The 11,800-nt window shown below is 75.9% G+C and carries 15 protein-coding genes, 2 tRNA genes and 1 riboswitch; of the genes, 10 read left to right on the forward strand and 7 right to left on the reverse strand.

The window, feature by feature from the left end; all coding sequences use genetic code 11:
- Positions 1–1,217: YhgE/Pip family protein (locus CTKZ_RS01800; protein WP_160142801.1), on the forward strand; the 1,217-nt coding region annotated here is incomplete at its 5' end.
- A 38-nt stretch (positions 1,218–1,255) separates the two neighbouring features.
- Entirely contained in the window at positions 1,256–1,798 is a 543-nt protein-coding gene (locus tag CTKZ_RS01805; protein WP_124341333.1) for a TetR/AcrR family transcriptional regulator, read from the forward strand.
- A 114-nt stretch (positions 1,799–1,912) separates the two neighbouring features.
- Here CTKZ_RS01805 and CTKZ_RS01810 read toward each other — a convergent pair whose 3' ends face one another.
- On the reverse strand, positions 1,913–2,128 hold the full coding sequence (locus CTKZ_RS01810) for a BldC family transcriptional regulator (protein ID WP_200829613.1): 216 nt from the start codon (positions 2,126–2,128) through the stop codon (positions 1,913–1,915).
- A 15-nt stretch (positions 2,129–2,143) separates the two neighbouring features.
- Positions 2,144–2,218: riboswitch (cyclic di-GMP riboswitch) on the reverse strand.
- Between the two features lie 77 nt (positions 2,219–2,295).
- Positions 2,296–3,105, reverse strand: a complete 810-nt coding sequence (locus CTKZ_RS01815; RefSeq protein ID WP_124341335.1) for a DUF1206 domain-containing protein — start codon at positions 3,103–3,105, stop codon at positions 2,296–2,298.
- 119 nt (positions 3,106–3,224) lie between these two features.
- On the opposite strand from CTKZ_RS01815, the gene CTKZ_RS01820 reads away from it, so the two are divergent.
- The 5 genes from CTKZ_RS01820 to CTKZ_RS01840 all read left to right on the forward strand — a co-directional run bounded on the left by CTKZ_RS01820 (position 3,225) and on the right by CTKZ_RS01840 (position 5,426).
- Positions 3,225–3,298 (forward strand) — tRNA-Ile (locus tag CTKZ_RS01820).
- 59 nt (positions 3,299–3,357) lie between these two features.
- On the forward strand, positions 3,358–3,867 hold the full coding sequence (locus tag CTKZ_RS01825) for a hypothetical protein (RefSeq protein ID WP_124341336.1): 510 nt from the start codon (positions 3,358–3,360) through the stop codon (positions 3,865–3,867).
- 73 nt (positions 3,868–3,940) lie between these two features.
- Positions 3,941–4,013 (forward strand) — tRNA-Asn (locus CTKZ_RS01830).
- A gap of 436 nt (positions 4,014–4,449) precedes the next feature.
- A complete protein-coding gene (locus CTKZ_RS01835; protein WP_124341337.1) occupies positions 4,450–4,998 on the forward strand; it encodes a cysteine dioxygenase in 549 nt (182 codons plus the stop codon).
- Positions 4,995–5,426, forward strand: a complete 432-nt coding sequence (locus tag CTKZ_RS01840) for a rhodanese-like domain-containing protein (protein ID WP_200829614.1) — start codon at positions 4,995–4,997, stop codon at positions 5,424–5,426. Before CTKZ_RS01835 ends, CTKZ_RS01840 begins: the two co-directional genes overlap by 4 nt.
- A gap of 5 nt (positions 5,427–5,431) precedes the next feature.
- Here the strand turns inward: CTKZ_RS01840 and CTKZ_RS01845 are convergent, their stop codons facing one another.
- On the reverse strand, positions 5,432–5,812 hold the full coding sequence (locus tag CTKZ_RS01845; RefSeq protein WP_124341338.1) for an STAS domain-containing protein: 381 nt from the start codon (positions 5,810–5,812) through the stop codon (positions 5,432–5,434).
- Between the two features lie 125 nt (positions 5,813–5,937).
- Here CTKZ_RS01845 and CTKZ_RS01850 point away from each other — a divergent pair, with 125 nt between their 5' ends.
- Positions 5,938–6,330, forward strand: coding sequence for an ATP-binding protein (locus CTKZ_RS01850; protein WP_124341339.1), 393 nt, complete (start codon positions 5,938–5,940; stop codon positions 6,328–6,330).
- A gap of 124 nt (positions 6,331–6,454) precedes the next feature.
- The gene (locus CTKZ_RS01855) at positions 6,455–7,234 is read left to right on the forward strand and encodes an SDR family oxidoreductase (protein WP_124341340.1); all 780 of its coding nucleotides are present in this window, start codon (positions 6,455–6,457) and stop codon (positions 7,232–7,234) included.
- Positions 7,235–7,262: 28 nt separating this feature from the next.
- Here CTKZ_RS01855 and CTKZ_RS01860 read toward each other — a convergent pair whose 3' ends face one another.
- From CTKZ_RS01860 to CTKZ_RS01870, 3 genes are all read right to left on the reverse strand, one after another.
- Positions 7,263–7,823, reverse strand: a complete 561-nt coding sequence (locus CTKZ_RS01860; protein WP_235843129.1) for a GNAT family N-acetyltransferase — start codon at positions 7,821–7,823, stop codon at positions 7,263–7,265.
- Between the two features lie 160 nt (positions 7,824–7,983).
- Complete coding sequence (locus tag CTKZ_RS01865) at positions 7,984–8,694, reverse strand: response regulator (protein ID WP_124341341.1); 711 nt, start codon at positions 8,692–8,694, stop codon at positions 7,984–7,986.
- Positions 8,691–10,019, reverse strand: a complete 1,329-nt coding sequence (locus CTKZ_RS01870; RefSeq protein ID WP_124341342.1) for a sensor histidine kinase — start codon at positions 10,017–10,019, stop codon at positions 8,691–8,693. Before CTKZ_RS01870 ends, CTKZ_RS01865 begins: the two co-directional genes overlap by 4 nt.
- 174 nt (positions 10,020–10,193) lie before the next feature.
- Between CTKZ_RS01870 and CTKZ_RS01875 the strand changes: the two genes are divergently transcribed.
- A complete protein-coding gene (locus CTKZ_RS01875; protein ID WP_124341343.1) occupies positions 10,194–10,784 on the forward strand; it encodes a M15 family metallopeptidase in 591 nt (196 codons plus the stop codon).
- Between the two features lie 39 nt (positions 10,785–10,823).
- Here the strand turns inward: CTKZ_RS01875 and CTKZ_RS01880 are convergent, their stop codons facing one another.
- Positions 10,824–11,600 (reverse strand): LLM class F420-dependent oxidoreductase, encoded by a 777-nt coding sequence (locus CTKZ_RS01880; RefSeq protein WP_124341344.1) that lies wholly within the window; start codon positions 11,598–11,600, stop codon positions 10,824–10,826.
- Positions 11,601–11,800 lie beyond the last annotated feature (200 nt).

The following is an 11,800-nucleotide window of genomic DNA, read 5'->3' on the forward strand; positions in this document are numbered from 1 at the left end:
GGTCGACGCAGGCCGACACCGCAGCCGGGAGGCTCGCGACCGGGAGCGCCCAGGTCGCCGACGGGGTGCACGCCGCGGCCGCGCAGGTCGACGGGCTCGTCGCGGGCGTGTCCGGGCTGCCCGCCGACCTGCAGACGCTCACCGCCTACCTCACCGCACGCGCGCAGGCGGGCGACGCCGACGCCGCGCAGATCCTCGCGCACCTCGCGTCGACCGCGGACCGGCTGCCCGACGCCGCGACCCTCGCCGCGGCCCGGCAGCAGCTCGACGCACTCGACACGGGCGCCCGCCAGGTCGCCGACGGTGCGGCTGCGCTGCACGACGGGACCGCGCAGGTCGCCGCCGGGGCCGGGTCGCTGCGCGACGGCACGCGTACGCTCGCCGACGGCACCGCGCAGGTCGCGTCGGGCGCGCAGGACGTCGCCGACGGCGCGTCCCGGCTGGTCGACGGCACCGGGCAGCTCGGCGCGGGCACGGCCACGCTCGCGGGCTCGCTCGACGACGGTGCGGCGCAGGTCCCGGCCGACGACGACAGCACCCGGGCGGCGCGTGCCGCCGCGATCGCCGAGCCTGTCGGGCTCGACGCGACGGACCGCGCGACCGCGGCCGGGTTCGGCGAGGGCATCGCCCCGTTCTTCCTGCCGCTCGCGCTGTTCCTCGGCGGCGTCGTGACGTGGATGATCCTGCGGCCCGTGCCGCCGCGTGCGCTCACCACGCCCGCGCGCGGCGCCCGTGCGGCCCTCTCCGGGTACGCGCCCGCACTCGTCATGGGGATCGTGCAGGTCGTGGTGCTGCTCACCGTCCTGCGGGTGGGGGTCGGGCTGACCCCGACGCACCCGGTCGGCGCGCTCGCGTTCACCGTGCTCGTGGTCGCCGCCTTCCTCGCGGTGCAGCAGATGCTCCTCGCGCTGCTGGGCACGGCCGCCGGACGCATCGCGACGCTCGCGCTGCTCGTGCTCCAGCTCGCGTCGGCGGGCGGCACGTACCCGGTCGAGACGTCGCCGGCGTTCTTCCGGGCGCTGCACCCGCTGCTGCCCATGAGCTACGGCGTCGACGGCCTGCGGGCGCTGCTGACGGGTAACCCCGACGGGCGGCTCTGGACCGCGGTCGCCTACCTCGTCACGCTCCTCGTCGCGTCGCTCGCGGTGACGTCGTGGCGGGCGGGGCGCATGCGCACGTGGACGCTCTCGCGCCTGCACCCCGCACTCACGATCTGACCGGCGCCCGCGGGCGCACGTTCTGGGAGGCTGCACGCATGCGGACCACCGACACCCGGCGGCACATCGTCGACGCGGCCCTCGCGCTCGTCGCCGAGCGCGGCTACACCGCGACCGCCGTCGACGACATCGCCGCCGCGGCGGGCGTCGCGAAGGGGTCGGTGTTCTACAACTTCGGCTCCAAGGCCGAGCTGTTCGAGGCGATCATCGCCGAGGGCGTCGCGCGGCTCACCGCGGCGCTGCGGGCGGCCGCCGACGGCCTGACCGGCACCGACGCGGTCGACGCGCTCGTCACCGAGCTGCTCACGCAGGTCCGCGACCACCCCGACTTCGCGAAGGTCATGGTCGCCGAGGTCTTCCGCACGGGCCGGCAGTGGCAGGACTCGATCCGCGCGCTGCGGGACGACGCGATGGGGGTGTTCGCCGGTGCCGTCGCGGCGGCATGGCCCGACCGGGACCCGTCGCTCACGGCGGCGGCGCTGTTCGGTGCCACGGTCGTGGCCGGGCTCGAGTGGCTCGTGTTCCAGCCGGAGCGCTCGCTCGAGGACGTGCGGTCGGCGGTCCTGACGACGGTCCGCTGACCGCACCGCCGAGTGGGGCGTCACCCCACGCCCGGACACAGCAGCACGCCGGCGGCGACTGGTGTCACCGCCGGCGTCCCGGGGTCGTGCAGGTCGCGGCGCAGCCGCGGAAGGTCACTCGCCCGCGCGCTGCGTGGGGACGCCCTGGAGGAGCTGACGCACCTCGGCCTCGTGGAAGCGACGGTGCCCGCCCAGCGTGCGGACCGCCGAGAGCTTGCCGGCCTGGGCCCAGCGCGTCACCGTCTTGGGGTCCACGCGGAACAGGACCGCGACCTCGCCGGGGGTGAGAAGGGCACCCTGCGTGAGGGGGGCGTCGGTGGTCACAGCCATGGTCATCTCCTGTCGTTCGGTAGCTCGGCTGACCTCGTGGGTCCCGTGGCTTTGCGTCCCCACCTTGCGGCGGGTTTGCCGTTGTCGCTGACAACAAGAACTATGACCGTTTCTGGACAGTTAGTCAAGAAACTCCGCGTCAGTTGCGTGCGGCAAACGGGTGAACTTCAGAGCCGCCCGTATCTCGCACGGGCAAACGCATACCCGCCGTACGCGACGAGCCCCAGCGCGACGACGCCGAGCAGGAACGGCCCGCCCGGCTGGTCGCGCAGGGTGTGCAGCGCCTGGTCCAGGCCGCCCGCCGCCTGCGGGTCGGCCTTGGCTGCCGCGACGACGAACAGCACGCCCACGACGCCGAGCGCGACACCCTTGAGCACGTAGCCCCACACGCCCAGACGCTCCACGACGCGGCCCGCCGTCCCGGACGGCAGGCGGTGCAGGTCGGCCAGGAACTTCTTCTTCCAGCCCTTGACCACGTGGTACGCGCCCACGCCGACGACGGCCAGGCCGACGGCGGCGACGAGGATCCGACCGCCGGGCGCGGACATGAGGCGCGACGTGAGGTCGGCCGTCTGCTGCTCGCTCGACGTGCCGCCGCCACGCGCGAACGCGAACGACGCGGCCGCGAGCGCGAGGTAGACGAGCGCGCGGCCCGCGGCCTTGGCACGCCACCCGTTCGTCCGCGAGCCCTGCGCGCCACCACCCGACGTGGGCGGCGCACCGCGGACGGCCTTGGCGACCTCCCACGCGCCCAGCGCCGCGAAGGCCACCACGAAGAACCACAGCGCCGCGCCGCCGAACGGCGTCGACGCGACCGTCCCCAGCGCGCCCGACTGGTCGGCCTGCTGGCTCCCGCTGCCGACCGCCACCTGCAGGGCCAGCACGCCGATGAGCACGTGCAGCACCCCGCTCACCGCGTACCCGGCCCGCGCCGCGAGCTCCCAGCCGTGCTCGGCGTGCGTCGTGTTCCCGCTCATCTGCGCCTCACCACCCCGCTCTCCCCCCGGTCGTCCCCCGTGCTCCGTCGCGTCGGATCGTGGCAGCGAACGGGCACCCCCGCGACCGGAGGGGACTGCCGTAGCCTGGGCTCCGCCTCGGGGCAGTAGCTCAGCCGGTCAGAGCAGCGGACTCATAATCCGTGGGTCGTGGGTTCAAGCCCCACCTGCCCCACCCGACGTCCCTCCCCGCGCGTGCGCGGGCGCCGCACCCCGCGCGGGTACCGTTGCCCGGTGGCTCTCTCCCGTCGACGCCGGCTCCCCGCGGCGGACCGCGCGCTGCTCGACCTGCGCCCCGGCGACCGCGTCCTCGTCGAGGCGCACCTGAGCGACGGCCGGTGGGCGGTCGCGTCCCGTCGGGCGCTGCACCTCCTCGAGGACGGCAAGGTCGCCCGCGTCCCCTGGAGCGAGGTGGACCGCGGGTCGCTCGACCCCGCGACGCGCGTGCTGACGGTCACCTGGGTCTGGGGCGGCACGTCGCGCCTGCCGTTCGCGCAGGACTCCGCGTCCGTGGGCTTCACGCAGACGTTCCGCGAGCGCGTGCAGCAGTCGGTCGTCCACGCCGTGCCCGTCACGGTGCCCGGCGGCGGCAAGGTCCGGCTCGCGCTGCGGCGCGACGAGGAGGGCGAGATCTTCACGCAGGTGCTGGGCGACGCGGGCGTGGACGTCGACGACCCCGTCGTCTCCGCGGCGCTCGACGTCGCCGAGGCCGAGGCGCGCGACGCGGTCGGCCTGCCCCGCTGACGCGGGTGGCCGCCGGGCGCCTCGGGTGGTCCGGAGCACCCTCCGACGGCTGCTAGAGTTTCTTCCCGCGCGATCCCTCGTAGCTCAATTGGCAGAGCATCCGACTGTTAATCGGACGGTTACTGGTTCGAGTCCAGTCGAGGGAGCTTCCCACGAAGGCCCCCGCCCGGCACCACGCCGAGCGGGGGCCTTCGTCGTACCGCCACATCTCCGCCCCGGCCGCGCAGCAGGGCCGCCCCACGCCTGCGCGCGACGCCGTGCCATCCGGATCGTGGGAAGTGCGCCGCTCCCCCTTGCCCTGCGAGCAGCGCTGTGGTGACGTCTGCCGCCTGCCGGGAGCGAGTCGTCTCCCGCCCGTCGACGCCCAGAGGAAGGACCCACCCGTGCCGACCACGACGTCCTCCTCCGTCCGCGTCCCCGCGTCGCCGGCCCTCGCGCGCCGGTCGTGTCGCTGTCGCCGCTGCTGCCCGTCCTGATCCACCGGCGACCACGCCGGAGCAGCCCCCGGTCGACGCCGTGACGCGTGCGCCTCCTGCGCGCAGCCGCCGCGTCGGCCTCTCGACGCACCGGAGAGACACGACCATGACCCTCGACCTGACCCTGCCGCCCACCACGGCGACCGCACCCGCCCCGCGCGTCGCACCCGTCGCAGCCGCCGCACCCGGCACGCTCCGCACCGCGGAGCTCGCCGACCTCGTGCGGTCGATCGCGGCGCGCCCGGACCGCTGGCGTCCGCTCGTCCGCTTCCAGGAGAGCGGACGGTGGTGGACCCGGCTCGACGCACCGGCCGGCGTCGACGTGTGGCTCCTCACGTGGCTGCCCGCGCAGGGCACCGAGCTGCACGACCACGGTCGGTCGTCCGCGGCGTTCACCGTCGCCGCGGGCACCCTGACCGAGCTCCGCCCGGGCGACGACGGCGCGCCCGTCCCGCAGGGCTTCGCGGCCGGGCGCACCCAGACGGTCGAGCCGGGTGATCTGCACGACGTGGTCAACGCGGGGACGGAGCCGGCCGTGAGCATCCACGCCTACTCTCCCCCGCTCACCCGCATGACCTACTGGGGTGCGGGGCCGGACGGCGTGCTGGTGCCGACGCGCACCGTCGACACCGACGAGCCGGAGACGGACGCGTGACCGCCGCGGTGCGCCGCCGCACGATCGACGACGTCCTCGCGGAGGCTCGCGCGCGCCTGCACCGCCTCACGCCGCACGAGGCGTGGGCCGCGGTCGAGCGCGGTGCGCTCCTCGTGGACATCCGCCCCGCCGCGCAGCGGGCGGCCGAGGGCGAGGTGCCGGACGCCGTCGTCATCGAGCGCAACGTGCTCGAGTGGCGGCTCGACCCCGCGAGCGCGCACCGCATCCCCGAGGCGACCGGGTACGACGTCGAGGTCGTCGTGCTGTGCTCGGAGGGGTACACGTCGAGCCTCGCGGCGGCGTCGCTCGCCGACCTGGGGCTGCACCGGGCGACGGACGTCGACGGCGGGTTCAGCGCGTGGCGAGCGGCGGGTCTGCCGACCGCCGGGGTGCCCGTGGGCGGGACGGCGCGCACGGTGCACGCCTAACCGGCTCAGCGGGCGGCGTCGTCCCGGTCGCCCTCGCCGTCCCGGTCGAACATGGACACGACGCCCGAGGCCTCGAGCGCCATCAGCGGGCTGCCCGACGCGCCGCGCAGCGGGACGCGCGACGACTGGTGAGACGCGACGGTCACGAGCACCGCGATGACCGAGGAGTCGATGAACGTGGCCCGGGTCAGGTCGATCTCGCGCACCCCGGCGGCGACGAGGGTCGGACCGAGCTCGCCGCGCGCGACGCCGAGCTCGTCGGCGAGGTCGAGGACGGACGCGACGTCGACGTCGCCGTCGACGCGCAGCACGTGCGGGTGCTCGGGGTCGACCCGAAGGCCGTCCTGCGGGGCGTCTGCGCCGTCCAGGCGTGTCGGTGACGTCACGTGCCCAGTATGACGACTCGACGCGGGCACCGTCGTACGCGACGCGCGACACCGCCGCCTGGCCGACCGGGCGACGCGCCCGTCGCCGGTGCGCACGGACGCGTCCGGGCGGGTACGGTCGGCGGGTGCACGCGGAGGTCGAGGGCAACGAACGCTCGTTCGCGTCCTCCGTGGGGTCCCTCGCGCGGGCGCGTGCGTGGTCGATGGAGCGGGCGCGCGACGCCGGTGCGCCCAAGCGTGTGGTCGACTCCGTCCAGCTCGCGATGAGCGAGGCGTTCACCAACGCGGTGCGGCACGCGCCCGGTTCGCAGGCGATCACGGTGCGAGCGGTCCACCGCGACCGCGAGGTGACGTTCGAGGTGCACGACGGCACCGCGACGGCCCCCCGCCGCCGCACGGGACGCGAGGGGCTGCCGGGTGGTCACGGCCTGCACATCCTGGACGCGGTGACGTCGGGCTGGGGATGGCGCCCGACGCGCGGCGCGGGGAAGGTCGTCTGGTTCACGATCCGCTGGTGACGGGCGGGCGCACTCGCCGATCACCGGGCGGGCGGCGCCCCGGACCCGCGGTTACGGTCGACGGATCGCACGCGGTCGTGGTCCGGAGGGCGGCGGCGGCCGGGTGGCGGCGAGAGGACGCGCGATGGTGGCGGCGGAGAAGGTGGCGCTCGTGACGGGCGCCGGGTCGGGCATCGGCCGGGCGAGCGCGCTGCGGCTCGCGGCCGACGGCATGACGGTCGTGGTGCTCGGGCACCGGCAGGAGAGCGCCGACGAGGTCGCCGCGGAGATCCGCGACGCCGGCGGGACCGCGGTGCCGGTCGCGGCCGACGTCGCCGACGCCGCGGCGGTGCGGGACGTGGTGCGGCGTGTCGAGGAGGAGCTCGGCCGGCTCGACGTCGTGGTGGCCAACGCGGGCGTCAACGGCGTGTGGGCGCCGGTCGACGAGATCGAGCCCGAGGAGTGGGACGCGACGATCGGCACCAACCTCACCGGCACGTTCCTCACCCTCCGGTACACGGTCCCCCTGCTCGTGCGGCAGGGCGGTGCGGTCGTCGTCGTCTCGTCCATCAACGGCACGCGGACGTTCAGCAACTCGGGCGCGTCCGCGTACGCGACGAGCAAGGCGGGGCAGGTCGCGCTCGCGCGCATGCTCGCGGTCGAGCTCGCGCCGCGCGGCGTGCGCGTCAACGTCGTGTGCCCGGGCGCGATCGACACGGAGATCAGCGACAACACCGAGCAGCGGAACACCGAGCGCCTGGGCGTGACGGTCGAGTTCCCCGACGGCGAGATCCCGCTCACGGGGTCCGAGCCCGGACGCGCGTCGCAGGTCGCGGACGCGGTCGCGTTCCTCGTGTCCGACGGCGCGAGCCACGTCACCGGTACCGAGGTGTTCGTCGACGGGGGCCAGTCGCTCGTCGTCTGAGCGGGACGTCCCGCGCAGCGAGCGACCGTCACGGGCTGGTCGTCATCACCGCGAGCGCGTCCGCGTCGAGCGGCCGGTCCGCGAGCACCAGCCGGACCGCGTCCGGGTCGGGGTTGCCCACGTCGGGTCCGCGCCAGGCGAGCGTGAGCCCGAGACGCTCGGCGAGGCGGCGGGACGCCGCGTTGTGCTCGAGGAGGTATGCGGCGACCGGGACGTCGGGCCGGACGTCGCGGGCGGCGTCGAGCGCGGCGCTCGCGAGCTCGTGCGCGAGCCCGCGACCCTGCGCCTCGACCGCGCACCGGTAGTACACGTTCCAGACGGTGCCCTCGCGCAGCGTCACGCCGCCGATGCCGACCACCCGGCCGTCCGCACGGTCGCGCGCGGTCCAGTAGCCCAGGCCGTCGTCGTCCCACGCGGTGGCGTACCGCTCGAGCTGGGTGCGGGTCTGGTCGGTCGACGTGTGCCGCCCGGACGGCAGGTGCTCCCACAGCCGCGCGTCGGCGTTCAGCACGAACACCGGCTCGGTGTCGTCGACGCGCACGGCGTCGAGGCGCAGGCGGGCGGTCAGGACGTGGCGCAGGTCGGTCACGGCTCGACCGTAGGGGGCGCCGTCCGGCGCTGCCACGTGCGCACGTCGGGGTCACGCACGGCGCGCGGCGCCCCCCGGGCCGAGGTGGCGACCCGACCGCTCGGGCGTCCAGGTCGCGCACTCCGCGGCGACGGCACGCCCGAGGCGGCGACGCGGCCGTTCAGGCGTCGGCTCCCCCGTCGCCGGCCGGGCGGACGAGGCCCGCGTCGAACGCGGCGACCACGAGCTGCACGCGCGTCGCGAGGCCGAGCCGCGTGAGCATCGAGCTCACGTGGCTCTTGACGGTGGCCTCGGTGAGCGAGAGCGCGGTCGCGACGTCGGCGTTCGTGGCCCCGGTCGCGAGGTGCACGAGCACGTCGCGCTCGCGCGGCGTGAGCCGGTCGAGCACCTGTCGTGCCGCTGGTGAGGCGGTGCGCGACCGGACCGCGTCGGCGGCCTCTGCGAGCCGCACGTACCGCGCGACGACGTCCCGCGTGACCGACGGGTCGAGCAGCGAGTCGCCCGCGTGGACGCGCCGGACGGCGGCGACCAGCTCGGCGGGGTCCGCGTCCTTGAGCAGGAACCCGTCCGCGCCCGCGCGCAGCGACGCGACGACGTACTCCTCGTCGTGGAACGTCGTGAGCATGATCGTGCGGGTGCCCGGGAGCGTCGGGTCGGCGACGAGCGCCGCGACCGCGTCGATGCCGTTGCCGTCGGGCATGCGGATGTCCATGAGGACGACGTCGGGGCGCGTCGTCCGGACCAGGTCGACCGCGTCGGCGCCTGTGCCGGCCTCCCCGACCACGACCATGTCGTCCTCGTGCTCGAGGATCATGCGTAGCCCCAGGCGGATCGTCGGCTGGTCGTCGACGACGACGACGCGCACCGTCACCGCGCCGCCCCCGTCAGGGCGACGTCGGGACCGTCCGGTGTCGTCGTCGGGAAGGACGCGTGCACCGTCCACCCGCCGTCGTCAGCGGGACCCGCGTCGAGGCGGCCGCCGCACGCGCGCGCCCGCTCGCGCATGTGGACCAGGCCGTGCCCGCCGGACGGGCTCGCGGCGCGGCGCGGGCCGGGGTCCCGGACGAGCAGGTGCAGGGCGTCGCCCCGGGCGTCCACGCGGACCTCGGCGCGTGCCGCGCGGGAGTGCAGCAGGACGTTCGTCAGGGCCTCCTGGGCGATACGGGCGACGGCGAGCGCGACGTCGGGCGGCAGGTCGACGTGGTCCGGGAGCGTGAGGTCGACGGCGACCCCGGCCTCGCGCAGCCGCTGCGCCGCGCGTGCGACGTCGTCGACCCCGGGTGCCGGGGCGAGCTCGGCGGAGACGCCCGCCGAGGCGGACGACCCGGCCGTCCCCGGGTCGCGGGCGTCGGGGGCGGCGGCTGCGCGGTCGTCGGCGCGCAGCACGTGGACGAGGCCGCGCATCGCGGTGAGCGCCTCCTTGCCCGCGCCGGCGATCCACGCGGTCGCCTCGGCGGTGGCCTCCGGGCGGCGCCCGGCGACGCGGTTGGCCGCCTGCGCGCGCACGACGATCGCGCTGACGTGGTGCGCGACGACGTCGTGCAGCTCCCGCGCGATCCGGGTCCGCTCCGCGAGCACCGCGCGCTCGGTGCGTACCTCCTGCAGCCGGCGCAGCTCGGCGTTGCGGGCCGCCAGGTCGGCGCTGGTCCGCTCGAGGCGGTGGACGACGGCGCCGAGGACCACCGCCGCGCACGCGAGCGTCGCGAGCGCGACCGAGTAGGACACGTCGACGAGCGGCATCCAGGGCAGCAGCCACAGGTCGAGGTCGTGCGTGACGGCGAGCCCGCCGGGCACGAGCAGGGCCAGCGTGCCGCCCACGGTCGCGACGGCTGCGACGACCGGCGCGACCGCACCCGCCCGCGCGCCGACGAAGGCCGCGGCGAGCAGCGGGGCGAGGTGCAGCTCCGACTGCAGGCCCGTGCGGTAGACGAGCGGGTAGCCCACGACGACACCCCAGAACGTCGCGCGCGGGTGCCGCCGCCACGCCGCGACGACGACCGCGAGCGCGAGCCCGCACCACCACCACGCGGACACCCACCGCGGGTTCCACCAGTCCGAGGAGCGCAGCACCTCGACGACGACGCACCACGCGAGCCCGACGGCGACGCCGAGCAGGAGGTCACGGACGTCGCCGGACGTCGGGGCGACGGCCGCGTCGGGCGTGGTGGACCCGGGGTCGGGCGCGGTCGGGTGCACCAGACGACGCTAACCGCGCGACTGCGCGCCGCCCGACCGCCCCCGGACGGAGATCCGGGACCGGCGGGTCAGACCCGGGACGGACACCGGGCGGGCACCTTCCGTCGATCGGCCGCGGACGGTTCGGCCGCCGCTCCGACGCGGTCACCGGACGTCCTTGCCGACGCTGGAGCCATGACCAGCAGGACGACCCGACCCCGCTCCCCCCTCCGCCTCGTGCCCGCGCTCGTCGTCGGCACGACCGCCGCCGTGACGGCCGTCGGTGCGGCCGCGTTCGCATCGGGTGCGCTCGACTCCGTGCTCGCACCACCCGCCCTGTCCGACGCGGGTCACCCCCAGGACGGCGTGGGGCTCGCCGACCCGGCGGCCGCTCCCCCGCGCGCGGTCGACGGCCTCGACGCGGAGCTCCTGCGGCGGTTCGACGCCGCGCGCGCGGCGGCCACCGAGGACGGCGTCGACCTGACGATCACGTCCGGGCACCGGACGGCCGAGCAGCAGCAGTCGCTCGTCGACGACGCCCTCGCGCGGTACGGCTCGCAGGACGAGGCGCACCGGTGGGTCGCACCCGTGGACGGCTCGGCGCACGTCGCGGGCACCGCGATCGACGTCGGCCCGACGGACGGCGCGTACTGGCTGCTCGAGCACGGCGCGGAGTTCGGGCTGTGCCAGGTGTTCGCGAACGAGGTGTGGCACTTCGAGGCCACGATCGAGCCGGGCGGGACGTGCGGGCCGACGGTGCCGGACGCCTCGGGGCTCTGGCACTGACCGGCGCACGTCGCGCCCGGCTCGAGGGGGCGTGCGGGGTCAGCCCTGGGCGTCGCGCCAGGCCACCCACTGCTCGGCGAGCGACAGGTCGTAGTCCGGTCCCGACGCGCCGACGGTGAAGAGCGTCACGCCCGCGTCGACGAGCGCGTCGGCGACCTCGCTGGGCGGGGCCTGGACGCCGATGCTGCGCTCGACGAGGGTGCCCGTGTCCCGGCCGACGGCCTCGCCGTGCTCGTCGAGGATCGCGCTCTTGCGCACGAGCGTGTCGACGTCGCCGAACGAGTGCCACGCGTCGGCGTGCTCGGCGACGACGCGCAGCGTCTTGCGCTCACCACCACCGCCGACGAGGACCGGGATCTCGCGTGTCGGCGCCGGGTTGGACCTCACCCAGCGCTCCTTGATCCGGGGCAGGGCGCTCGCGAGGTCCGCGATCCGCGAGCCCGCGGTGCCGAACTCGTAACCGAACTGGTCGTAGTCCTTCTCGAACCAGCCGGCGCCGATGCCGAGGATCAGCCGGCCGCCGCTGATGTGGTCGACCGTACGGGCCATGTCGGCCAGCAGCTCGGGGTTGCGGTACGAGTTGCAGGTGACGAGCGCGCCGATCTCGACGCGGCTCGTCTGCTCGGCCCACGCGCCGAGCATCGTCCAGCACTCGAAGTGCTTGCCGTCGGGGTCGCCGTAGAGCGGGAAGAAGTGGTCCCAGTTGAAGATGACGTCGACGCCGAGGTCCTCCGCGCGGCGCACGGCGTCGCGGATCTGGGGGTAGTCGGCGTGCTGGGGCTGGAGCTGGACTCCGATGCGGAGACGACGTGTCATGCCGTCACGCTACGTCCGCTCCCGGGACCGTGCGGCCCGACCGGGGCACGGTCTCACGCTGCGGTCCGACCACGGTTCCGGCGGGTGCCGGACGGGGCCCGCGGCGGCCTCCGGCGGGAGGCCGCGCGGGCCGGTCGGTCAGGCGGCCTCGCGCCGGGCGGCGTGCCGCCCGACGACGCTGCCGTCGGGGACGATCGCGT

It is taken from the genome of Cellulomonas algicola (assembly GCF_003851725.1).
GTDB classification, from domain to species: Bacteria; Actinomycetota; Actinomycetes; order Actinomycetales; family Cellulomonadaceae; genus Cellulomonas; species Cellulomonas algicola.